The sequence below is a fragment of the Rhodospirillaceae bacterium genome (assembly GCA_018660465.1).
Classification (GTDB): Bacteria; Pseudomonadota; Alphaproteobacteria; order Rhodospirillales; family JABJKH01; genus JABJKH01.
Window position 1 is genome coordinate 24,167 of record JABJKH010000024.1, and the last position, 23,088, is coordinate 47,254.

Sequence of the window (23,088 nt, forward strand, 5' to 3'; positions counted from 1 at the left end):
CCCGGGCTTCTGACCCGGGCTAAGAAAGCAGAATTAATAGCGGTAATGTTCCGGCTTGAACGGGCCTTTGACAGGGACGCTGATGTAATCAGCCTGTTCTTTGGACAGGGTCGTCAGCTTAGCGCCGAGTTTGCCCAAGTGCAGGGTGGCGACTTTTTCGTCCAGATGCTTCGGCAGCACATAGACTTCGTTTTCATAGTTGTCGCTGTGATCCCAGAGCTCGATCTGTGCCAAAACTTGGTTGGTGAACGACGCGCTCATGACGAAGCTAGGGTGGCCGGTGGCACAGCCCAGATTGACCAGACGCCCTTCGGCCAGCACGATCAGGCGCTTGCCATCAGGGAATTCTACTTCATCAACCTGCGGTTTGACGTTGTGCCATTGATAATTCCGCAAGGCCTCAATTTGAATTTCAGAATCGAAGTGGCCAATGTTGCAGACAATGGCGCGATCTTTCATCTCACGCATGTGGTCCAAGGTGATGATATCGATGTTGCCCGTGGTGGTCACAAAGATATCGCCCTGAGCTGCAGCATCGTCCATCGTGACGACTTCATAACCTTCCATGGAAGCCTGCAGTGCACAGATCGGATCGATTTCGGTTACCAATACCCGGGCCCCTTGACCGCGAAGGCTTGCGGACGATCCCTTGCCAACGTCACCATAGCCCGCGACCACGGCGACTTTGCCAGCCAGCATCACGTCCGTTGCCCGCTTGATGCCATCAACCAGACTTTCCCGACAGCCATATAGGTTATCAAATTTCGATTTTGTTACCGAATCATTGACGTTAATGGCGGGGACTTTCAGCGAGCCTTCCTTGGCCATTTCGTACAAGCGGTGGACGCCGGTGGTGGTTTCTTCGGAAAGACCTTTGATGTCATCCAATAACTCAGGATATTTTTCGTGCACGAGACCGGTTAAATCACCGCCATCGTCCAAGATCATGTTGGGGGTCCAACCGTCTGGTCCCTTGACGGTCTGTTCGATGCACCACCAAAACTCTTCTTCGGTTTCACCTTTCCAGGCAAAAATCGGGATGTTCTTATCCGCCATCGCAGCAGCGGCGTGATCTTGGGTCGAGAAGATGTTGCAGGAACTCCAGCGGATCGTGGCACCTAGGTCAACTAAAGTATCGATCAGAACAGCGGTCTGGATGGTCATGTGCAAACAACCGACAATGCGCGCACCCTTTAGCGGGTTTTTGCCAGCGAATTCTTCACGCAACGCCATCAGTCCCGGCATTTCCGTTTCTGCAATCGCGATTTCTTTGTGGCCCCACTCGGCCAAGCTGATATCTGCGACTTTGTAGTCGTCAAATGACCCCATGTTCTATTCTCCTGATCGGTCTTTGTATTTCAATGGTTGTAAATAAAAATTCGAGTTGGCGGGGGTATTAGCAGCCCCAATGCCTACCGGCAAGGTTCTAGGTAGGCCCGTTTCACCACATATCAACCGGAAACGTTAGGCGAGCCCGTTAAAATCATCCAAAAGAGTGGCGATACGACCAGAATCGACCTGATCCATGATGACCCTTGCACGGTGGTCGGCAGAGACAATATCCAGCGACCGAATGCGTTGTTTGACCCGGGCAATGCTTGATGCGGTCATGGAAAGTTCTCGAAAGCCTAATCCCAGCAAGAGCGCTGCAAACCGCGGCTCACCCGCCATTTCACCACAGACAGCGACCGGGATGCGTGCCCGTAATGCAGCATCGCCGGTGGCTTGGATTAACCTCAGCACAGCCGGGTGCAAAGAATCATAAATGTGCGCGACCTGTTTATCGCTGCGATCAACCGCGAGCGTATACATGGTCAGGTCATTGGTCCCGATCGAAAAGAAATCAGCCGCTTGCGCCAGTGCATCAGCCGCGAGGGCTGCCCCCGGGACCTCAATCATCACACCAATGGGCGGCAGCGGCAGTGAAATCGGCACCCGCCGACGTTTCAGGCGTCTTGCTGCCCGCGCCATGATGTCACGGGCTCTTCGAACCTCTGAGGCTGTCGTTACCATGGGCAGTAGGATCCGAACCTTGCCATGGGCGCCAGCGCGTAAAATCGCTCGGAACTGAGTTTCCAAAATCTCAGGCTTGGCTAAGGACAGGCGAATGCCTCTAAGTCCCAGGGCCGACGTTATGCTGTTGCCGAATTGCTTCACCATGGCGGCGGCAATTTTGTCACCGCCAATGTCCAAGGTGCGGATTGTGACGGGCCGACCATTTACATGTTCAACAAACTTTCGGATGGCCTCGTACTGTTCGTCTTCGCTGGGAATGTCGGGGCGGTTCATGAACATGAACTCACTGCGCAGGAGGCCGATCCCGGCAGCACCTGATCGCCGGACCATCTCAGCTTCGATGGGCAGTTCAACATTGGCCTGTAATTCAATTTCCGTCCCGTCCAAGGTGACGGCACGGCGTTTACGCAAGCCATCCAAACGCTGAATTTCTTGTTCGTGCTCTTTGCTAAGATTTTCGTAGTGGGCCAGAGTCTTTGCTTCTGGATTGACCACGACAATGCCGGAATTTCCATCAACGATGATGGTGTCGCCAGTATTTACACCGCGCATAAGGCCCGGTGCGCCCAGTGCCGCTGACAACCCAAGCGCCCGCGCCATGATTGCCGTATGCCCTTCCGCACCACCCAGCATGGTGCAAATTCCACCAACGTTATCGGGGTTAAGTTGTGCGGTGTCCGCAGGCGTCAGCTCTTCTGCAACGATAATGCTGCCCGGCGGTACCATGGAAAACGGCTTTACCGGGGTTTTAGTTAGATTACGCATCACCCGGTTGCCAACATCGCGGATATCGGTGGCCCGTGCAGCCAGATAAGGGTCTTTCATGGCCGAGAAGCCAAGAGAGATTTCCCTTATTTCCGCCCCAACAGCGGCCTCTGCGTTTAGTTTCCCGTCGGTAATGCGTTGTTCTGCGCCGCGGACCAATCGGGATCCTTTCAGCATGTGAAAATAGGCGTCCAACAGGAACCCCATTTCTTCACCCGCGGCGTCGTGCATGGTGTCGGTTTTAGCCCGCATGCGCCTAATCTGCTGACGGGAACGTGCGACAGCCTTGCGGAAGCGCTTTACCTCATCGGCAATTTTTTCAGGTTCAATTCGGTATTCCGGCACAGCGATAATACCAATATCGCGCACGTATGCCGTGCCGATTCCGATTCCCGGCGATACCCCCAGCCCTTCAAAAATTTGTTCCGAACTCGACACCCAATACCTCGTTTAACTTTTCCGATGATTTAGTCTTCTTCGAATTTAGCTTCGACCAATGAAACTAACGATGAAACCGCTTCTTCAGCTTCCAGCCCCTCTGCTGATAATTCGATTTCGCATCCGATCCCTGCGGCCAACATCATCAAACCCATGATTGACCGGCCTGATACAGTTGTTCCGTCTCTATGGACAGTGATTTCTGCATCAAACTTTCCTGCTACTGTAACAAATTTTGACGCTGCGCGGGCATGTAATCCACGGCTGTTGCAAATCGTAACGTTTTGAGTAACCACAGCATCTATTGTTATCGGCTCGTCAACGGAATTTGCGCCATCTGATTTTAAATTGGCACTCATTTGGTTTCTTTGGCCAATAGCTTCGATGCGATATTAATATATTTTCGACCGGCATCTTGTGCATCCTGAGACGCTTGTTCGATTGACCCGGTGTTGCGAACACTCGCCAGCTTGATCAGCATGGGTAAATTGACCCCGGCAATGACCTCAACATTAGCCTTTTCCATAACCGATATCGCTAGGTTTGACGGCGTGCCGCCAAACATATCTGTCAAGAGTATTACGCCGCCGCCATCATCAGTCTTGGTGATGGACTCTAATATTTCAGCACGGCGCTTTTCCATGTCGTCTTCTGGCCCAATACAGACGGTGGCAACTTTTTCCTGAGCACCCACAACATGCTCTAGGGCTGAGACCAGTTCATCGGCAAGCCGTCCATGGGTAACCAGCACAATTCCAATCATGATCGTAGAAATCCCGTTCGATAGTATTTTAAATTAATCCAAATCACACTTAATCACTCTAAGTCTCTGTGGCCCAGCCGGACCCGCTGTCCCAAATTTTCCAGCCACGCAGCCAATTGATTTGCGACAAAAACGGACCGGTGTCGCCCACCCGTACAACCGACAGCAATTGTCAGGTAGCTTTTGCCCTCGTTAACGTATCGGGGCAACAAAGGCTCCAACAGGCTTTTTAGTCCGTCAATGAAGCCGGTGAAACCCTCATCTTCAGAAATATAGGTTCCGACGTCCGCGTCGTTGCCGGATAGGCCCCGTAAGTTGGCATCATAATGTGGGTTTCTGAGGAAGCGAACATCGAACACTAGGTCTGCTTCCCGGGGCAGACCACGGCGAAACGAGAATGATGTGATAAAGACGGTCAGTCCCGGGGCACTGTCCAGCGCAAATTGCCCTTCAATAATTTGCCGCAACTCATTCAGTTCCCGTCCGGTGGTATCGATCACCACATCGGCCCGGTCTCGTAGGGGAGACATAACTCGGCGTTCTTGCTGAATGCCATCGCGAACAGGCCGGTCCTGGGCGAGCGGGTGACGGTGGCGGGTTTCGGTATAGCGGCGTTGCAGTTCATCATCGTCACAATCGAGGAACAATAGCTTAACGTTCCGTTCGCCCCTATTCACCAAATCTTGCAACTGTTGCAAAACCTCACCAGGTGTGAAATCGCGGGTTCGGATGTCGACACCAATGGCCATGGGCAGACGGACTCTTGGTGCGGGCAAAGTTCCCTGTGGCGGCGACGCTAGGCTGGGCAGCAGAGTTACCGGAATATTGTCTACTGCTTCATATCCGAGGTCTTCCAAATTTTTAAGCGCGGATGTTTTTCCAGCACCCGACATTCCGGTTACCAGCAACACCTGAGCAGATGTCTGGGCACCAGAATCTTCGGAGATATCGCTGCCGTCCGTAAACGGCGGAATGTTAAGAGACGGATCGCTCATGTGACAGTTTCTCTAGGTTTCGACTATTATATCCCCGCGAACCACTTCAACCGCAAGGCGAACCTTTTGAGGCGTGGACGCATCAAATGCATGAAGCCGGTAGAGCGGGACTTGAATGCCCGGGGCATTTTCCATTGGTGTACATGTTTCTGCCTCCGGTAAGCGCGGCACCGACTCCCGATCAACCAGATCAATGATCAGACCAAGCCGGACTTCCGGCACGACGTCTAAATGGACAATGCCGATCCCTCTAACTTCCATTTTCTCACTTATTGTGGCGGGGGCCGAGACATGGATTTCGTCCCCGGTAACAGTTAATTTGGACTGATCATCGGCGACAAGGTGAGCCCCCATATCATTTAAACGAAAGGCTAAATCAGACTTACCGCTGCCAGACGGCCCTCGAATTAGAACACCAACGCCATCAATTTCAACACATGAGCCGTGGATCAGGGTCATAATTTTTATATCTCTATTGGCAGGCGAACGACAAAACGAGCACCACAAACGGTACCATCTTCATTGCGACAGTTTTCGGCAAACATCTCGCCTTCATGGGTTTCGATGATTTGGCGCGATATGCTGAGCCCCAGACCCGAATGCGATCCAAATTTTTCCGATTCCGGGCGTTCTGTGTAAAACCGGTTGAAAATATCCGCTTCCTTTCCTTCCGGAATTCCCGGCCCCTGGTCGGCCACGGTCATTTCGACCGTCGTCCCATTTTTAACGGCACTTACGATGATGTCGCTGTTCGCTGGCGAAAATGAAATCGCATTGCCGATCATGTTGCGGAAGACTTGGGCCAAACGGCTTTCTATGCCGGACACCATCAGATCATCAATTTCTTCCATCCGCACGTTCGGTGCATCAGGGTCATCGCTGATGCGGTAGGCGTCTACCAGGGTGGAGAGAATGGGGCTGATGTTGACCGGCTTCATGACAGCACGAGAGAGTTCTGCATCCAACCGGGAGGCGTCGGAAATATCGGTCAGTAATCGATCTAACCTGATAACATCTTCTTGGATGATGGTCATCAGCTTACGTTGTTGGTCCGGATCTTGAACCCGAGCCACCGTTTCAACCGCACTTCGCAGCGATGTCAGTGGGTTCTTAATTTCATGGGCGACATCTGCTGCAAAATTTTCAATTGCATCCATGCGACTCCACAGGGCTTCCGTCATTTCAAAAAGAGAATCAGCCAGATCACCTATTTCATCGTCTCTATCTTTGAATTGGGGAATTTTGTGTTGCCGACTCTTGCCGTGGCGCACCCGTTCGGCGGCGACGGAAAGGCGGTGCAGGGGTTGCGAAATTGTGCCCGCGAGATAAAGCGACAATAATACCGTGATCACCAACGCAACGGCTGAAATGGCCAAAATATTCAGTCGAACCTGAAACAACGTTGCCGAAATTTCGTGATCATGCTTTGACAACATGATCGCACCTAGGACCTCTTTGTAGCGTTGGACCGGCACCGCGACGACCAGAGTGAGCGTGTCTTGTAGCTTTAATACCCGCGATTTTGAGTCGCCCGCTAACGCACCGACCACGGCAGGATAGTCGGAGGCATGTTGAATGGCGTTTTCGACGTAGGACGGATAACTTTCCTGATCCGGTACGAGCTTCGACAAAAAGTCATAAAATTCGACAAGGGTCGCCATGGGAGGCGATGTATCCTCCGGCGGTGGAAGCTCCAAAACTTCAATAGAGCCAACTGCCCCCCGAAGATATCGTGAATCGGCGATAAGCGTCCCATCGTTGGCGAACAGGCGGGCGCGGGTGCCGGTGGTTTCAACCATACGGCGGACCATCTTTCGGGTGATGTCGGCGGCCAGCCTTTGTCCCAAGCGATTGTCTGCTGATACGGCACCTTCCCCCATGGCTGCTGCAAACAGCTCAGCTTGGGTTTTAAGCCGCGCAAATTCTGTCTCGATAAGCGTCCTTTTGTATTCGCCCATATACAACATGCCACTGACCAAGATAATCAGAGCCAGCAAATTGACAGCCAGGATTCGCCGGGTAATCGGTGAGATTAGGCGCGCATTTACGGGCGTGTCGCTCAAGATAAATCCTTGGAATCTTACTCTGCTCGGTATCTGTATCCTACACCGTAGAGAGTTTCGATGTGCTGGAACTCTTCGTCAACTTTCTTGAGCTTTTTACGCAGCCGTTTGATGTGGCTGTCGATGGTTCGATCATCCACGTATAGGTTCTCGCCATAGGCCGCATCAATCAATTGATCGCGGTTTTTGACGTGTCCCGGTCGATGGGCCAAGGCCTGTAGCAGCAAGAACTCGGTGACGGTCAAGTTGACCTCTTTTGCATTCCAGGAGCAGAGATGACGGGCCGGATCCAGCACGAGATTACCGCGCTCTATCATTTCGTCACTGGCGTCTGACTGGCTCACCTCATTGCGTCTCAGCACAGCGCGAATGCGTTCGATCAGCAGACGCTGAGAAAATGGTTTTTTGATATAATCATCCGCGCCCTCGCGCAGGCCTAAGGCTTCGTCGATCTCGTCGTCTTTGGAGGTGAGAAAAATTACCGGTAAATTACTTTTGCTGCGAATTTTTCCCAACAATTCCATACCGTCCATACGCGGCATTTTGATGTCGAGTACGGCGAGGTCAACGGGCTGGCGGTTGAGACCAATCAAAGCGCTCGCACCGTCGGTATAGGTGTGAACAGCGTATCCCTCTGCCTCCAAGGCCATGGATACGGATGTCAGAATATTGCGGTCATCGTCTACTAGGGCAATTGAGTGCTGCATGTCGTTTACTCCCGTTTGGCCTCTATTATGCGCTCCAATCCCGGGGACCGCAAAGAAGCTTGAATTTATCGTAGAGGGCAGATGACGGTATGTTTATGGCAAAATTAAAGCGGCATTATGCCATTTTTTTGCGCTGGCCCCATAATCTTTGTAAGAATGCTAAATATCTTACTAATTATACGCATTCATTGCGGGCACATTAGGCGCTGGAGGCGCCAACTTTGACCCATTTAGAAGAAATACCTCTGCTGCGTGAAATTATGATCTTTTTGGTGGCGACGGCGTTTATCGTTCCGTTGTTCCAAAGGATGAAATGGAGCGCCGTGCTGGGGTACCTGGTCGCTGGTGTTGCGATTGGCCCCTTTGGTTTCGCCATCATTGACGATGCGGAAGAAGTGCGGGCCTTGGCGGAACTGGGTGTCGTCTTCCTGTTGTTCACCATCGGTCTCGAACTCTCCTACGAACGCATTTGGGCGATGCGGAAAGCCGTGTTTGGCATCGGTCTCACTCAAGTTGTCGTAACCGGATTGGCAATTGGTGGACTTATATGGTTTGCGGGTGCCACGCCCAAAGTAGCAATTATTATTGGATTTTGCTTGGCGTTGTCTTCGACGGCGATGGTCATGCAATTGTTTGTCGAGGGCGGTGAGATTGCTTCATGGCGGGGTCGAACTGCTTTTTCGATCCTGCTGTTTCAAGATCTCGCCGTGGTTCCCTTATTGTTTTTGGTCAATATTTTCGGGCCGAACGGCGACAATGATGTTTTACGCGAAGCCGCAGTGGCTTTGATTAAGGCCGTCATGGCGGTTGGTGGAATTCTATTTATTGGACGGATGGTGCTCAGGCCGCTGTTTCGCCATGTCGCAGGTCTACACAATCCGGAAATTTTTATGGCGGTTACGTTGTTGGCGATTCTAGGGACGGCCTTGGGGACAGGTTACGCGGGGTTATCCATGGCTTTGGGGGCGTTTTTGGCAGGCTTGCTGATCGCTGAGACCGAATACCGACATCAAGTTGAAATCGATATCCAGCCGTTCAAAGGATTATTGCTGGGGCTGTTTTTCATGTCGGTTGGCATGGCAATTAATTTCCAGGCGGTCGCGGATATCTTGCCTTGGGTCATGCTGGCGGTGGCTGTTCTAATTGCGCTTAAAGCGCTGATTATCATTGCAATTTGTTTGGCCTTTCGCATGCCGAGCAATCTTGCTTTTCATGTTGGCCTCGCCTTAGGCCAAGGCGGTGAATTCGCCTTCGTGGTCATTGGGGCGGCAATGGTGAGCGGGATCATCAGTGATGAGATCGGACAGGTCGTCTTAATCGTTGCTGGTCTTTCGATGCTGGTCACACCTCTTGTTGCCAATGGTGGCCGTCGCATCGCAATGCATATGCAGGGTCAGGACGCGCAGCGCGGTGGGATCAGTCGGGCCGAGACTGATCAACTGGAAAACCATGTGATCATTGCCGGCTTTGGTCGTGGTGGTCAGACCGTGGCGAAGCTGATGGATGGCGAAAAAATTCCCTACGTGGCGCTGGATCTTGATCCGCGGCGGATCACCGAATGCAGAAAGATCAATATCCCTGTATTCTACGGCGATGCCCGCCGCAAAGTCATGCTGGATAAGGCGGGTGCGGACCGGGCAGCCGCAGTTATTGTCGCTTTGGATCGTACGGATACAATTGCTCACACGGTGACGAATATTCGCCGGTACTGGCCAGCATTGCCGGTTTATGCGCGTGCGCGGGATGTGAAAACAACGACTGAATTGGTCGCCTTAGGGGCGAACTTGGTCGTTCCCGATAACGTCGAATCCGGCCTGCAACTTGGCGGTCAAATCCTGCAAGACTTAGGGATGCCTGCCGACGCAGTTGCTGATTTAATCGTCCATATACGTGAATCTGATTACACAGATTTCACAAAGGTCGTAAAGTCTGAGAGCAAAGAAACTCAAGATGAGGATTCCGCTGAAAGTGTCGCCTAAAGAAATCCCTGCGCCGGATATATCAACGCAAGCGGCTGCGAGGGAAGCTCGTGTGCTGATGCGGGCCAGTCGGACGGCCACTCTCGGCTCGCTTATGGATGGCGGCCCCTATGCCTCCTTGGTGACGGTCGCCTTTGATATGGACACAGCACCGCTGTTGTTGCTTTCCGATTTGGCGGACCATACCCGGAACGTGCAAACCGACGACCGAGTCTCTTTATTGTTTGAGGCGGCCTCTGGTCTGCCCAATCCGCAATCCGGTCCCAGGCTAACGGTTCAGGGATACATAAAGCCGAGCGATGCGCCCGACCATGCCCGGCGCTTCATTGCACGTCATCCTGCGGCAAAACTTTATTCAGACTTCAGCGATTTCAATTTTTATCGGGTCGAGGCGGAGCGCCTGCACTTTGTCGGCGGTTTCGCCTCCGCTCTTTGGCTCTCAAAAGACCAAGCAGCAGTTGATGCGAACGCCGCCCAAGCCATGGCAGAGTGCGAAACCGATGTTGTTCATCACATGAACACAGACCACGCAGACGCCGTCGGGCTGTATGCAAATAAGCTGCTGGGCAAACGTGGCAAGGCCTGGAAAATGATCGGCGTTGACCCTGACGGCCTGGACCTAAAACTGAAAAACACCTACACGCGGCTGAATTTCGATGAACCTATCCACGATGCAGCGTCGTGTCGGGCGACGTTGGTGGCGTTGGCGGAGAAGGCTAGGTCGAAAGATTAAGCCTATTCATCATCCCCCAAACCAGCGGATTGATGATACAGCGGCTTGTTGCAATGGGGGCAGGCGTAGACGGCGGCACCAGAGCGGCGGAGGCCGGTTTCTAGAAGTTCCATCGCGTCTTCGGCTGTAATTCCCAGTTCTTCCTGGGCTTCTTCCAGTTGTTTAATTTCGGCATGAGACAGAACGCCATCGACCAACGCTTCTTCGACGGCTTCCTCGTATTCCCTGCGGCGGCGGTGGAGGGCGGAATTGAAGCCGGACGCGAGTAAGCCCGCCGGCAGGGCAACCATGCCCATGCCAATAATTCCAATGCACGCCCCAAGGATTTTGCCAAAGACAGTCACCGGGATCACGTCGCCATACCCGACAGTCGTCATGGTGATGATGGCCCACCACATGGCAGCCGGAATGGTGCCGAACTTATCAGGCTGGGCTGTGTGCTCGGCTAAGTAAGTCATGCTGGCGGCGATGATCACCAGTAGGATTAAGACAAACATGGAGGCTGCTATCGGCTTGGCTTCTTCTTTTAAGACGCTTAGCAGCAGAGTCATCGACGAAGAATAACGGGTGAGCTTGAATATTCGAAACAGCCTGAGCACACGCAGGAACCGAAGATCGACTTGGAAAAAGATCGTGAGATAAAATGGAATGATTGCCAACAAATCGATAATCGCCATAGGGGTAAGCATGTAGCGAAGTCGGCCCATTATCGGGGAGCGATATCCGAGAGATTCATCTTCATGATCAACGACCGACCAAACCCGACAAAGGTATTCGATGGTGAAAAGCGCTACCGAAAAGACTTCAAAGGCAAAGAAGAACTGGCCGTACGCGGCTTCGTATGTAGGAACTGATTCTAGAATCACCGCAATCACATTGAGTGAGATCAATGTCATCAGCGCAATATCAACCGTACGACCCAATGCACTATCGGTTCGTCCCGCGTCTAGAATCTCATATACTCGGCGTCTCTTGATCCCCACCATGCTGCCGCCCCCCAACATTTTCCTGGGCCTAGAATTCTATGACACTACGCGGGACATGTTAAAAATCGATTGAAACCGCCGTATTTCTTTTTAATTTATTTTTTTCTAATTCCGGCCGCGATTAGGGCGCACCACCCTACCATTAACAGCCCGCCGCCTGTGGGGGCTGCGCCGGGGACCAAAACGTCGCCGGTGATTGCCAGGGCATAGAGGGTTCCTGAAAACATCACGATGCCAGCCGTGAACGCCCAACCTGCAATATTTACGACTTTGCGGATGCCGCCGGTGTTTTTCGACGTTAGCCACGCGACGGCCAGCAACGCGAGGGCGTGCCACATATGATATTGGACGCCCATGGCAAAAAAATCGCGCGCCGCAGAGTCAGCCTCCAGGCTATGGTAGCCAAAAGCACCTCCGATCACAGCGGCTAAGCCATTGAGTCCGCCCAAGATTATCCAAATACGCATTACTATTTCTCCACAAGATATACTTAAAATTCAATCGAGCATTGCGGCCTTGTGCTTGTCCAGACCAAAATTTTTCGTTAAATAGAAGGAAAATTAAGCCAAATAGGGCCCAGAGGCAGCCGGATGAGCCGCCTTCAGGGCCCTTTTCGACTGTATTTGGCTTTGGGTGTAATTGGCTGGAACCGGTGAGATTGCAGGATTTACCCTGCAACCGAAGTCCACCGCGATCCGGAAATGGGATTATATGAGAGAAAAGAACGGAAATTATCCTGGCATGCCCCCGAAACAGGGGCTTTATGACCCGCTGAACGAGCATGATGCCTGTGGCATCGGCTTCGTCGCGAACATAAAGAATCGCAAAAGTCATGAAATCGTAAAACAAGGCCTTCAGGTCCTTGATAACGTAACCCATCGGGGTGCCGCGGGCGCTGATCCGTTAGCCGGCGATGGCGCGGGAATATTAATCCAGATTCCAGACACGTTTCTGCGCGCAGAAACTAAGGGTCTGGGCATCGATTTACCCGCCGTGGGCGACTATGGCGTGGCGATGGTGTTCTTCCCCCATGACGATACAAAATACGATACCTGCGAGAAAATATTTCTTGATAACGTAAAAGCCGAAGGCCAAAAATTCTTAGGCTGGCGTGACGTTCCTGTTGATAGTTCGGTTCTTGGCGAAAGCGTCAAACCGATGGAGCCCCGAATTCGTCAGGGATTCATTGCGCGCGGCAAAAATTGTGCCGACACGGACGCGTTCGAACTCAAACTCTTTGTCATCCGCAAGCAAATCCAGCGCGGTGTCCGGGAAATGCCAGGGCTGGACTTTTTCATCCCGTCAATGTCGGCGCGGACGTTGTGCTACAAAGGCATGATCCTGGCCGGTCGGGTTGCTGACTATTACTTGGATTTACAAGACGAAACATTGGACTCGGCGTTGGCGCTTGTGCACCAGCGTTTTTCGACCAATACCTTCCCGTCATGGGAATTGGCGCAACCGTTCCGCTATCTCTGTCATAACGGCGAAATCAATACGGTTCGGGGTAACATTAATTGGATGGCGGCACGCCGCAGTTCCATGAAATCGGAAATTCTAGGCGATGATCTAGATAAGCTGTGGCCCTTGTTGATCGAAGGACGATCTGATTCCGCAACGTTTGATAACGCATTGGAACTCTTGGTGTCTGGCGGCTATTCACTGGCGCACGCGATGATGTTGATGGTCCCAGAAGCTTGGTCCAATAACCCTTTGATGGATGAAAAACGCCGCGCATTTTATGAATACAACGCAGCCTTGATGGAACCGTGGGACGGCCCCGCAGCGGTCGCTTTCACCGATGGTCGTCAAATCGGCGCGACCTTGGACCGAAACGGCTTGCGTCCAGCCCGCTACGTGGTGACCGAAGACGACTTGGTGGTGATGGGTTCCGAAGTCGGCGTGATTACAATTCCAGAAGAAAAAATCGTCCAGAAATGGCGCCTGCAACCGGGTAAGATGTTCCTGATTGATCTGGAGCAGGGACGCATTATTGATGACGAAGAATTAAAGGCAGACTTGGCTAACGCTAATCCGTATCAGGATTGGCTCGATAAAACGCAGATCATGTTGGAAGACTTGCCGGCTAAAAGTGCGCCTTTGCCGCCTAACGATAAAACCCTATTGAACCGCCAGCAGGCATTCGGCTACACCCAGGAAGACCAAAAGTTTTTCTTAGAACCTATGGCAGTGACGGGTCAGGACCCGGTCGGTGCGATGGGTCGAGATACGCCACCTGCGGTGCTGTCCGACAGACCGAAGATGCTTTCGGATTATTTCAAGCAATGCTTCGCCCAGGTTACCAACCCGCCGATCGATCCCATTCGCGAAGAATTGGTGATGTCGCTGGTATCTTTGATTGGCCCGCGACCGAACCTGTTAGATTTGAAGTCCGGCGGCACCCACAACCGAATGGAAGTACGCCAGCCAATCCTGACCAATATCGACCTTGAAAAAATACGTCACTTTGAATTCAACGTCGGCAAAGCGTTCAGGACCTATACCCTGGATATCTGCTACGCCGCAGAAGACGGTGCGGAAGGCATGGCTGCTGCCGTTGAAGGTATTTGTAAGCGCGCTGAAGAAGTTGTTCGCGACCGCTATAATATTCTGGTCTTGTCAGACCGAGGCATGGATGAAAATAGGATTGCGATCCCTGCGTTGTTGGCGACAGGAGCGGTCCATCACCACCTGATCCGCGAAGGTCTCCGGACCAATGCGGGTCTTGTGGTAGAAACCGGCGAAGCGCGCCTGGTGCATGATTTCTGTCTATTAGCAGGTTACGGCGCGGAAGCCGTGAACCCGTACTTGGCATTTGATGTGCTGACGTCTTTGTTGGACGACATGCCGGATGAACTCGACGCCGAGGAAGTTCACAAACGCTACATCAAGGCCATCGACAAGGGGATGTTGAAGGTCATGTCGAAGATGGGCATTTCGACCTATCAGTCCTATTGCGGCGCACAGATTTTTGATGCGGTCGGACTCAACAGCGTCTTTATAGAAAAATACTTCGAAGGCACGGCTTCTGCTATTGAAGGCATCGGCCTTGCCGAGGTCGCCGAAGAAACTGTTCGCCGTCATCAACTCGCCTATGGTGATGCACCGATTTATCAGAACCACTTGGATGTGGGCGGTGATATGGCCTATCGATTGCGGGGTGAGGTCCATCATTGGACGCCGGAAACAGTATCGTTGATGCAGCATGCAGTTCGAGGTGCCGGGCAAGAAAAGTATGACGAATACGCCCGTCACATGAACGAGCAGACCAAGCAGCTAAAAACTTTGCGCGGCCTGATGGATTTTAAATTCGACGAAACGAACGAAATTCCCTTGGACGAAGTTGAGCCAGCCAAGGAAATCGTTAAACGCTTTGCCACCGGGGCGATGTCTTTCGGCTCCATTTCATTCGAAGCACACACGACCTTGGCAATCGCGATGAACCGCATTGGCGGCAAGTCCAACACCGGCGAAGGTGGTGAACTGCCGGAACGTTTCAAGCCGTTGCCGAATGGTGATTCCATGCGTTCTGCCATTAAGCAGGTGGCGTCTGGACGGTTCGGGGTCACGGCGGAATATTTAGCGAATGCCGATGAACTTCAGATCAAGATGGCACAAGGGGCCAAGCCCGGTGAGGGTGGCCAACTGCCGGGCCACAAAGTCGATCAGACAATCGCCCAGGTCAGATACTCAACCCCAGGTGTCGGTCTCATTTCACCGCCGCCGCATCATGATATTTACTCTATCGAAGACTTGGCGCAGCTCATTCATGATCTCAAGAACGCCAACAGAGAAGCGCGTGTTTCGGTTAAGTTGGTCTCGACTGTTGGGGTCGGCACAATTGCTGCGGGTGTTTCCAAGGCTCATGCCGATCATGTCCTGATTTCTGGCTATGACGGCGGCACGGGAGCGAGCCCGCTGACATCCGTCATGCATGCGGGAAGTCCCTGGGAAATCGGTCTCGCTGAAACGCAGCAGACCTTGGTGCTGAACAGACTCCGAAGCCGCATTGCTGTGCAAGTTGATGGTGGTATTCGCACGGGTCGGGACGTGGCCATTGGGGCGCTGTTGGGAGCCGATGAATTTGGCTTCGCGACCTCTGCCTTGATCGCGACGGGTTGCATTATGATGCGCAAATGTCATCTGAACACGTGTCCTGTCGGTATCGCGACGCAAGACGCCGAACTCCGTAAGCGCTTTAAGGGCGAGCCAGAGCATGTCGTGAACTTCCTATTCTTTGTGGCTGAGGAATTACGCACCATCATGGCTAAGCTTGGCTTCCGCACAATGAAAGAAATGACCGGTCGCTCGGACTTGCTTGATATGCGGACGGCGATTGATCATTGGAAGGCGAAAGGGCTGGATTATACCAAGCTCTTGCACAAACCGGACATGGGCCCTGACGTTCCGATTTATCACTGCGAAGGCCAGGACCATGGCCTCGACAAAGCGCTTGATAATATGCTGATCGAGAAAGCCCAGCCTGCAATTGAAAACGGCACGCCGGTACAAATTGAAACCTCGGTTCTGAACATCAACCGCACGGTCGGCACGATGCTTTCGAACAAAATTGCCAAACGATATGGCAACGCAGGCCTACCCGATGACACGATCTATATTAAATCCAGCGGCTCAGCCGGCCAAAGCTTTGGCGCGTTTCTGGCCCACGGTATAACAATTGAACATGTTGGTGACGCCAACGATTACACCGGCAAGGGACTGTCCGGCGGTCGCTTGATGATCTATCCGGCTGAGAACGTTCAGTTCAAACCAGAAGAAAATATCATCATCGGTAATGTTGTCCTGTATGGCGCAACCGGAGGTGAAGCCTATTTCCGGGGTGTCGCAGGTGAACGCTTCGGGGTTCGTAATTCAGGTGCCACGGCTGTCGTTGAAGGGGTTGGTGACCACGGCTGTGAATACATGACCGGCGGCATTGTCGTTGTTCTTGGCCAGTCTGGTCGCAACTTTGCAGCAGGTATGAGCGGCGGCATAGCTTATGTCTTGGACGAAGAAGGCGATTTTGAACAGCGCTGTAATCTCTCCATGGTGGAGCTTGAGCCGATTCCAAATGAAGATCTGCACCATGACCAAGGCCGCCATCAAAAGGGCGACTTGGAGGGCCATGGCTTGGTCGATGTAATGCACGACATGACTCGCTACGATTCGATGCGGCTTCATACTCTGATCGAGAATCACAAGAAATATACCAACAGCTCACGGGCTCAGGAAATTTTGGATAACTGGGACGACTATCTGCAGAAGTTTGTTAAAGTCATGCCAGTCGATTACCGTCGCGCGTTGATGAAAATGGCCGAAAAAGCACGCATGCGGGGCCAGCCCTGCGCGGCCGTCGCGGTGGGGGATTGATCCATGGGTAAACCCACTGGCTTTTTAGAATACGCTAAGCGCGTTCGCGACTACGCTTCGGTGGAAGAGCGCACCAAGCATTTCAACGAATTCATGTACGACTTGGCGCCGGAGGAACTTTCCCGCCAAGGCGCCCGTTGCATGGATTGCGGAATCCCGTTCTGCCACCAAGGCTGCCCGGTAAACAATATCATTCCTGATTGGAACGACTTGGTGTTCAAGGGCGAATACCGCGAAGCCATTCAGGTGCTGCATTCAACCAATAACTTCCCGGAATTCACCGGCCGTATTTGCCCAGCGCCGTGCGAAGAAGCCTGTACGCTGAACATCTTTGATGATCCGGTTTCGATTAAGACCATTGAGTGCGCAATTATTGATAAAGCTTGGGAAGAAGGCTGGGTTGAACCACAAATTCCCGCCCATCGCACCGGCAAGAAAGTCGCTGTGGTGGGCTCAGGCCCTGCAGGCTTGGCCTGCGCTCAGCAATTGGCCCGGGTGGGGCATTCGGTTGTGTTGTTTGAAAAGAACGAACGCATGGGCGGGTTGCTGCGCTACGGCATTCCTGACTTTAAGATGGAAAAAGATCTCATTGATCGCCGTTTGGCGCAGATGGATGCCGAAGGCGTTGAGTTCCGGCCAAACAGTCATATTGGTGTGGATATTCAAATCAGCGACCTCATTGATGAATACGATGCAGTTGCGCTAACCGGCGGGTCTGAAGACCCACGTGATTTGCCGGTTCCCGGGCGCGAACTGGACGGTGTACACTTCGCTATGGACTTTCTGACCCAACAGAATCGTCGGAATCATGGCACGACCATTCCAGACGATATTGGCATTATGGCGACGGATAAAGATGTCGTTGTCATTGGCGGCGGTGATACCGGGTCTGACTGTGTCGGCACATCGTTCCGCCATAGTGCTAAAAGCGTCACCCAAATTGAGATCATGCCAAAACCGCCGGAAAAAGAAGATAAAGCACTGACGTGGCCGAACTGGCCGATGAAGCTTCGTACTTCGACGTCTCACGAAGAAGGGGCAGCGCGCGATTGGGCCATTACGACCAAGGAATTTGTTGGCGAAAATGGTAAGGTAACCGCGCTTAAGACCATCCGTGTTGAATGGAACGAAGGACAACTCCAAGAAGTCGAAGGCTCGGAAGAAGAAATCAAGGCTGATCTGGTTTTCCTTGCCATGGGCTTCGTGCACCCATTTCACGAAGGTATGTTAGAAGACTTAGGTGCTGAACTTGATGGACGTGGTAATGTTCAGGCCAATACAGATGACTATCAGACGTCGGTTGATAAAGTCTTCGCGGCCGGTGATATGCGTCGGGGACAATCTCTTGTCGTTTGGGCGATCCGTGAAGGTCGGCAATGTGCGCGGTCTGTGGATGAGTTCTTAATGGGGTCGACCGAACTGCCGAGATAATATTTGTTTGTTTCTATGAATTCAGGTTTGAGGCTCTGATGTCGGTATTGCAAATCGTTGTTCTTGCCATCGTTCAGGGGGTTACTGAATTCCTACCGATTAGCAGTCAGGCTCATCTAGAACTGGTACCGGTCGTAAGTGGCTGGCCGGACCAGGGCTTGCTTATGGATGTTGCTGTCCACGTCGGGACCCTTGGCGCAGTCATACTTTATTTCTGGCGTGATCTTTTCGGCATTATGGGCGGCCTCATCCGCTTGCTCCAAGGCAGAAACGACCCTGGGGCGATCTTAGCGTGGTATTTGATCGTTGGCACGTTGCCGGTTATTGGCGCCGGATATGTCATGAATACGTATTATCCAAACGCGTTCAGAAGTGTCGAGGTCATTGGCTGGGCAACCTTTGGGTTTGGCATTTTGCTTTATATTTCAGACAAAGTGGGAATGACCGTCCGCCGGGTCGAACATCTGAAATTCGTTGATGCCCTGTTTATTGGCTGCGCTCAAGCCTTAGCGCTGATCCCTGGTACCAGTCGGTCCGGCATTACCATGACGGCGGCGCGATTTTTGGGTATGGAGCGATCTGATGCAGCGCGGTTTTCCATGCTGCTTTCAATCCCGGCAATTTTGGGAGCAGGGACGCTCAAGGGGTATGAGCTCTATCAATCCGGCGATGCGGCACTGACCACGCAAGCAGGGATGGCCGCAGGTCTCGCGTTCTTTTCCGCGTTGGTGGTAATTGCGATGCTGATGGCGTGGCTTAAACGGGCAACCTTCACGCCGTTCGTACTCTACCGAATCGTGCTGGGCGGCGTATTGCTTGGGATGGTTTATGGGATGGGCGGCTGAACGCTATTCTTTCTTAGGCTCCATACCCGGTGCGAACACGGGGACCGGGGTAATTTTCATGCCGGGTTCATTAGGGTTCTCAACTAACAAATCCATTGAATTTGTGAGATACCTAACCACGCCGTTCTGAAATTCCTGCTTAATCAGGGACCATGTTACGTACAGGCCACCACGAATATCATATTGCATGATTTCATCTTCTTGGGCGACGGCATGTAATGCCTTGGCCAAATCACCGGTCTGCGCCACGTAAACCCAACCGGGCTTGACGCCAGCGTGCCATATAACGAAGACGGCCGACTGTCCTTCAAGGCCAAGGTCCTCAGGGTCCAGGCTGTTAAACTTATAAAAGTTTCCAACTGGAGATTTAACCCAATGGGGATCAACCGGCGGTCCAACCGCGACCGGTTTATCAGACTTTTTCTTGCTACCAAACAATCCCATTTAGCGTGTCACCTTACTAAGGTTATCAACAAAGATGCTTGCGGATCATCGAGACAAGCACCCATTACGGTATATATATAGAACTTCCAATAAGGAAACTCATGCTAAAAATCAACATTTCAAGTTTAAAAATAATATCCTGACTCAAAAATTGGTGCACGCGATAAATGAAAGAATTTAATGAAATTGGTGTGAGCATAGATTTGGTGGCCTTGGGAACCGTTCTCGTGGTTATCGGTCTCATATTTATTTACGCCCTGCGCACAGGGATTTCCCCAATGCCGTCTTCAGCCAAGGTCCGTCGCACAATGTTCGATATGTTGCCGGATCATTTGGAGGGAACTGTGTTCGAACTGGGGTCCGGCTGGGGGACATTGGCCCTGCCTTTGGCCCGGCGTTATCCAAATTGCCCGGTACGGGGTTACGAGATTTCGCCTTTGCCGTGGCTGTATTCATGGTTTAGGGGGCGCCGAGCGGGACAAAGCAACTTGAAATTTCTTCGTCGGGACTATTTGTCGGCTGATTTATCGTCGGCAGCACTGGTGGTTGTTTATATTCACGCGGACGGTATGGCTAAGCTTAAACCCAAGTTTGAAGCTGAACTAAAGCCCGGCACCTTGGTCTTGTCCAATTTCTTCCAGGTCCGAAGTTGGACGCCGGTTCAAGAAATCACAGCTGACGATCTTCATCGCAGTAAGGTCTATTTGTACCAAATTTAGCGAATGGGTTGGGTCGCAGTTTCCAGCCAGGCTCGGGTGGCGTCATCCACCAGAGGCCCAATTTCAGCCTTAACCCGCGCATGATAGGCGTTCAGCCACTCAATTTCTTCTGCCGTTAAGATTGATGTTTCAATCAAGGCCAAGTCGATTGGGGCCAGGGTCAGAACTTCAAAGCCAAAAAGTTCCTTCTCCCCTCTTTCCGGTGTATCAACTGCGCACACAGCTTGCAGATTTTCGATGCGGATGCCGTATTCGTCGGTTTTATAGTACCCAGGTTCGTTAGAGATCACCATGCCGACTTGAAGTGCGATGGTATTTCCGGCCTTGGAAATTCTTTGCGGACCTTCATGGACACTTAGGTAATGGCCAACGCCGTGGCCGGTGCCATGCTCATAGTCCAATCCTGCGGCCCAAAGTGCCCGTCGGGCCAAGGGGTCCAATTGCGATCCTGTGGTGCCTTTGGGGAATGTCGCCCGCGCCAAGGCGATGTGGCCCTGGAGGACCAGGGTAAATCGATTGCGCATTTCATTGCTGGGTTTCCCGATGGCGATGGTCCGGGTGACGTCTGTTGTGCCGTCCGGATACTGAGCACCCGAATCGACGAGATACAATGAGCCTTGATCTAAGGTGCGGTTGGAGTCTGGCGTAACGCGATAATGAACAATGGCGCCGTTGGGGCCCGACCCGGAGATGGTGGTGAAACTCAGACCTCGGAAGGATTCATTGGCCCTACGGTATTGGGCTAATTTATCAGCGGCGGAAATTTCTGTAACATCGCCTGCGGGTGCCGCTTTGGCCAGCCATGCTAAGAACTGGGTCAGCGCTGCACCGTCCCTCTGATGGGCGTCGCGGATGCCATTCATTTCGGTATCGTTTTTAATAGCCTTGGGCAGTTGGCAGGGATCGTCGGCAAAGACGACACTTGCCCCGGCCTGATTTAACCTTTTCTGAATCCACGCGGGAACGCCATTCGGATCCAGGGAAACCGATTTTTCAGAGCGGCCCGTCATATCCAAGGTATCTGCCATTTCATTCCGGCTTCGAATCCTAATGCCGTCATCCAAGGCAGCGGCGAGTTCATCGGTAATTTTTTGCTGATCGATAAATAGATCGACGTCGCCATCCCTATGGACAAGCGCGAAACACAAGACCAAGGGTGAATAGGGAACATCATCACCGCGCATGTTCAACAGCCACGAGATCGAGTCAGGGGCGGCAAGGACAGCGGCGTCCAGGTTCTCTGCCTGGAGCTTATTCCCGATATCACTCCGCTTTTCCAGCGACGTTCGGCCAGTAAATTCTGCTGCCAAAGGAATCGCCGGGGAAACTGGTGGTGGCGGTTGATCAGACCAAATGGCATCAATCGGATTTTCGCTGCATGCTACCAATTCAGCGTCAGCCTTGGCGCACGCGGTTTTAAACCGCGTGACCTGATGGGGCGTGTGCAGCCACGGATCATAGCCCAATTTAGCGCCAGCCGTTATGTGCTTGGCAATCCATTTGGCTGGCGGTTCTTCTGTGAAAGAGGGAAAGTCATAATGGGTTTCGTCAGATTCATTTCGAACCTGCAACGTATAGCGCCCATCGACAAACAAAGCGGCACAGTCTTGCAGGATCACGGCATTACCCGCCGACCCGGTAAATCCGGTCAGCCATGCCAAGCGGTCCGCATGCCCAGGAACGTACTCACCCTGGTGCTCATCCGCCCTGGGCACAATAAACCCGTCGAGGTTTTGATCTTTAAGCTGCTTCCTAAATGCCGCTAGGCGTTCGGAGGAGGAGAGAGAATCAGTCAATGAAATGCCCTAATCTGTACGTGGTTGGGTCAAACTTTATCAGGGGAAGTTGCGGCTGTCATGGCTGCAGCGGGGGCTAGATTATTTTTTCTTATCAATGGCCTTAACTTTTTGATACCCCTTCTTGACCATACAAGCCTCGGTCAATTTTTTCTGTCTGCGAAGACCTTCATAGCGGGCCATTTGATAGGCGTATTGGTCATGTTGCAGATCGTTATCCCGGGCACTGAAGCCCCGGCCAATGGCGATGTCTGAATTTACCTTTAGGACAGCCGCATTTTTGCAGGTTGATTTGTCTACATCCCATTGGGCCGTGGGGAGTCCCGGATGTTCCCACCGAATTTTCTCGGTGCAGGCACCTAAGACTAAGGCGATGGCTATCAGGATTGGGAACGTCAGAGTCATTTTTGGGGAGCCAATAAGTGACGCAGGAATGCCACGTTTTCAGGCGAATTCCATTCGATTGCGCCAACAATACGACCGACTTCCATGCCGTCCGGAGTAAAAAGAACCGTGGTCGGTAGGCCGCGAATGCTCAACCGCCTAAGAACCTTGCGATTCTTATCGATAAGAATCGGCATGTGGCGAATTTCGTTTATTTTATAAAATTTCTTCGACAATCTCAGCGCATCGCGGTCAACGGAGAGGGCCAGTACGTCAATTCCTTCTTTCTTCAACAGTGCATTCAGCCGATCAAGATCAGGCATTTCCTTGACGCAGGGTGCGCACCACGTCGCCCAAAAATTTAAAACGATGCCTCGCCCTTTGTATTCAGAAATTTCCAGCGGCTTATTATCAGCATCGTAAAACACCAATTTAGGCGCTGGTCGACTAGGGTTTGTCGCCTGAAAATTACGCGGCGCTTTTGGCATTTTTAAAGAAGTTATCGAGTTTTTAACCGCTTCTGCGCTTGCATGTGGGGACGATATGGCCAAAATCGCCGAAATTGCCAATATCGCCGATATTAATACGAGGCTGCGGTACAATTTTGTTCTCAACTCAAGTTCTCCAATGGTTTAGTCATGAGCGGTAAAACAC

General features: G+C 52.2%; 20 protein-coding genes. 6 read left to right on the top strand and 14 right to left on the bottom strand.

Translation table 11 applies throughout. The features are described from left to right. Positions 1-33 precede the first annotated feature (33 nt). The 8 genes from HOM51_04680 to HOM51_04715 form a co-directional block, all read right to left on the bottom strand. The gene (locus HOM51_04680) at positions 34-1,329 is read right to left on the bottom strand and encodes an adenosylhomocysteinase (protein ID MBT5033794.1); all 1,296 of its coding nucleotides are present in this window, start codon (positions 1,327-1,329) and stop codon (positions 34-36) included. 135 nt (positions 1,330-1,464) lie between these two features. Next, positions 1,465-3,219: a phosphoenolpyruvate--protein phosphotransferase gene (ptsP, locus tag HOM51_04685; protein MBT5033795.1), complete on the bottom strand. Its 1,755-nt coding sequence runs from the start codon at positions 3,217-3,219 to the stop codon at positions 1,465-1,467. A gap of 29 nt (positions 3,220-3,248) precedes the next feature. Then, on the bottom strand, positions 3,249-3,578 hold the full coding sequence (locus tag HOM51_04690) for an HPr family phosphocarrier protein (protein MBT5033796.1): 330 nt from the start codon (positions 3,576-3,578) through the stop codon (positions 3,249-3,251). Continuing rightward, positions 3,575-3,982, bottom strand: a complete 408-nt coding sequence (locus tag HOM51_04695; protein MBT5033797.1) for a PTS sugar transporter subunit IIA — start codon at positions 3,980-3,982, stop codon at positions 3,575-3,577. Before HOM51_04695 ends, HOM51_04690 begins: the two co-directional genes overlap by 4 nt. Positions 3,983-4,035: 53 nt before the next feature. After that, the gene (rapZ, locus tag HOM51_04700) at positions 4,036-4,977 is read right to left on the bottom strand and encodes an RNase adapter RapZ (protein MBT5033798.1); all 942 of its coding nucleotides are present in this window, start codon (positions 4,975-4,977) and stop codon (positions 4,036-4,038) included. 12 nt (positions 4,978-4,989) lie between these two features. Further along, positions 4,990-5,436: a hypothetical protein gene (locus tag HOM51_04705; protein ID MBT5033799.1), complete on the bottom strand. Its 447-nt coding sequence runs from the start codon at positions 5,434-5,436 to the stop codon at positions 4,990-4,992. Positions 5,437-5,441: 5 nt separating this feature from the next. Further along, entirely contained in the window at positions 5,442-7,001 is a 1,560-nt protein-coding gene (locus HOM51_04710; GenBank protein MBT5033800.1) for a HAMP domain-containing protein, read from the bottom strand. 56 nt (positions 7,002-7,057) lie between these two features. Beyond that, positions 7,058-7,747, bottom strand: coding sequence for a response regulator transcription factor (locus HOM51_04715; GenBank protein MBT5033801.1), 690 nt, complete (start codon positions 7,745-7,747; stop codon positions 7,058-7,060). Between the two features lie 221 nt (positions 7,748-7,968). Here HOM51_04715 and HOM51_04720 point away from each other — a divergent pair, with 221 nt between their 5' ends. Then, on the top strand, positions 7,969-9,726 hold the full coding sequence (locus tag HOM51_04720) for a hypothetical protein (protein MBT5033802.1): 1,758 nt from the start codon (positions 7,969-7,971) through the stop codon (positions 9,724-9,726). Beyond that, complete coding sequence (locus tag HOM51_04725; protein ID MBT5033803.1) at positions 9,716-10,459, top strand: DUF2470 domain-containing protein; 744 nt, start codon at positions 9,716-9,718, stop codon at positions 10,457-10,459. The genes HOM51_04720 and HOM51_04725 overlap by 11 nt, the downstream gene beginning before the upstream one ends. A gap of 2 nt (positions 10,460-10,461) precedes the next feature. Here the strand turns inward: HOM51_04725 and HOM51_04730 are convergent, their stop codons facing one another. Both HOM51_04730 and HOM51_04735 read right to left on the bottom strand, forming a co-directional pair. Beyond that, positions 10,462-11,445 carry an ion transporter gene (locus HOM51_04730; protein ID MBT5033804.1) on the bottom strand — a complete coding sequence of 328 codons (984 nt, stop codon included), beginning with the start codon at positions 11,443-11,445 and terminating at the stop codon, positions 10,462-10,464. 95 nt (positions 11,446-11,540) lie between these two features. Further along, on the bottom strand, positions 11,541-11,912 hold the full coding sequence (locus tag HOM51_04735; protein ID MBT5033805.1) for a DUF423 domain-containing protein: 372 nt from the start codon (positions 11,910-11,912) through the stop codon (positions 11,541-11,543). A 244-nt stretch (positions 11,913-12,156) separates the two neighbouring features. Here HOM51_04735 and gltB point away from each other — a divergent pair, with 244 nt between their 5' ends. Genes gltB through HOM51_04750 form a run of 3 tightly spaced genes read left to right on the top strand, consistent with a single transcriptional unit; the run spans position 12,157 to position 19,091 of the window. Next, positions 12,157-16,815: a glutamate synthase large subunit gene (gltB, locus tag HOM51_04740; GenBank protein MBT5033806.1), complete on the top strand. Its 4,659-nt coding sequence runs from the start codon at positions 12,157-12,159 to the stop codon at positions 16,813-16,815. A 3-nt stretch (positions 16,816-16,818) separates the two neighbouring features. Continuing rightward, positions 16,819-18,246: a glutamate synthase subunit beta gene (locus tag HOM51_04745; protein ID MBT5033807.1), complete on the top strand. Its 1,428-nt coding sequence runs from the start codon at positions 16,819-16,821 to the stop codon at positions 18,244-18,246. Positions 18,247-18,284: 38 nt separating this feature from the next. Next, positions 18,285-19,091: an undecaprenyl-diphosphate phosphatase gene (locus tag HOM51_04750; protein MBT5033808.1), complete on the top strand. Its 807-nt coding sequence runs from the start codon at positions 18,285-18,287 to the stop codon at positions 19,089-19,091. A 3-nt stretch (positions 19,092-19,094) separates the two neighbouring features. Here HOM51_04750 and HOM51_04755 read toward each other — a convergent pair whose 3' ends face one another. Further along, positions 19,095-19,535, bottom strand: coding sequence for a hypothetical protein (locus tag HOM51_04755; protein ID MBT5033809.1), 441 nt, complete (start codon positions 19,533-19,535; stop codon positions 19,095-19,097). 167 nt (positions 19,536-19,702) lie between these two features. Between HOM51_04755 and HOM51_04760 the strand changes: the two genes are divergently transcribed. Then, on the top strand, positions 19,703-20,254 hold the full coding sequence (locus tag HOM51_04760) for an SAM-dependent methyltransferase (protein MBT5033810.1): 552 nt from the start codon (positions 19,703-19,705) through the stop codon (positions 20,252-20,254). On the opposite strand, the gene HOM51_04765 is transcribed toward HOM51_04760, so the two are convergent. From HOM51_04765 to HOM51_04775, 3 genes are all read right to left on the bottom strand, one after another. Continuing rightward, positions 20,251-22,056, bottom strand: coding sequence for an aminopeptidase P family protein (locus HOM51_04765; protein MBT5033811.1), 1,806 nt, complete (start codon positions 22,054-22,056; stop codon positions 20,251-20,253). The genes HOM51_04760 and HOM51_04765 overlap by 4 nt on opposite strands. Before the next feature lie 75 nt (positions 22,057-22,131). Beyond that, complete coding sequence (locus HOM51_04770) at positions 22,132-22,455, bottom strand: hypothetical protein (protein ID MBT5033812.1); 324 nt, start codon at positions 22,453-22,455, stop codon at positions 22,132-22,134. After that, positions 22,452-22,922 (bottom strand): TlpA family protein disulfide reductase, encoded by a 471-nt coding sequence (locus HOM51_04775; protein MBT5033813.1) that lies wholly within the window; start codon positions 22,920-22,922, stop codon positions 22,452-22,454. Before HOM51_04775 ends, HOM51_04770 begins: the two co-directional genes overlap by 4 nt. Positions 22,923-23,088 lie beyond the last annotated feature (166 nt).

What these genes read in the sequence shown, in the direction of transcription:
- HOM51_04735 (MBT5033805.1), bottom strand. Translation starts at nt 11,912, where the DNA reads ATGCGTATTTGGATAATCTTGGGCGGACTCAATGGCTTAGCCGCTGTG.
- HOM51_04755 (MBT5033809.1), bottom strand. Translation starts at nt 19,535, where the DNA reads ATGGGATTGTTTGGTAGCAAGAAAAAGTCTGATAAACCGGTCGCGGTT.
- HOM51_04690 (MBT5033796.1), bottom strand. Translation starts at nt 3,578, where the DNA reads ATGAGTGCCAATTTAAAATCAGATGGCGCAAATTCCGTTGACGAGCCG.
- HOM51_04715 (MBT5033801.1), bottom strand. Translation starts at nt 7,747, where the DNA reads ATGCAGCACTCAATTGCCCTAGTAGACGATGACCGCAATATTCTGACA.
- HOM51_04705 (MBT5033799.1), bottom strand. Translation starts at nt 5,436, where the DNA reads ATGACCCTGATCCACGGCTCATGTGTTGAAATTGATGGCGTTGGTGTT.
- rapZ (MBT5033798.1), bottom strand. Translation starts at nt 4,977, where the DNA reads ATGAGCGATCCGTCTCTTAACATTCCGCCGTTTACGGACGGCAGCGAT.
- HOM51_04695 (MBT5033797.1), bottom strand. Translation starts at nt 3,982, where the DNA reads ATGATTGGAATTGTGCTGGTTACCCATGGACGGCTTGCCGATGAACTG.
- gltB (MBT5033806.1), top strand. Translation starts at nt 12,157, where the DNA reads ATGAGAGAAAAGAACGGAAATTATCCTGGCATGCCCCCGAAACAGGGG.
- HOM51_04730 (MBT5033804.1), bottom strand. Translation starts at nt 11,445, where the DNA reads ATGGTGGGGATCAAGAGACGCCGAGTATATGAGATTCTAGACGCGGGA.
- HOM51_04750 (MBT5033808.1), top strand. Translation starts at nt 18,285, where the DNA reads ATGTCGGTATTGCAAATCGTTGTTCTTGCCATCGTTCAGGGGGTTACT.
- HOM51_04745 (MBT5033807.1), top strand. Translation starts at nt 16,819, where the DNA reads ATGGGTAAACCCACTGGCTTTTTAGAATACGCTAAGCGCGTTCGCGAC.
- HOM51_04775 (MBT5033813.1), bottom strand. Translation starts at nt 22,922, where the DNA reads ATGCCAAAAGCGCCGCGTAATTTTCAGGCGACAAACCCTAGTCGACCA.
- HOM51_04770 (MBT5033812.1), bottom strand. Translation starts at nt 22,455, where the DNA reads ATGACTCTGACGTTCCCAATCCTGATAGCCATCGCCTTAGTCTTAGGT.
- HOM51_04680 (MBT5033794.1), bottom strand. Translation starts at nt 1,329, where the DNA reads ATGGGGTCATTTGACGACTACAAAGTCGCAGATATCAGCTTGGCCGAG.
- HOM51_04760 (MBT5033810.1), top strand. Translation starts at nt 19,703, where the DNA reads ATGAAAGAATTTAATGAAATTGGTGTGAGCATAGATTTGGTGGCCTTG.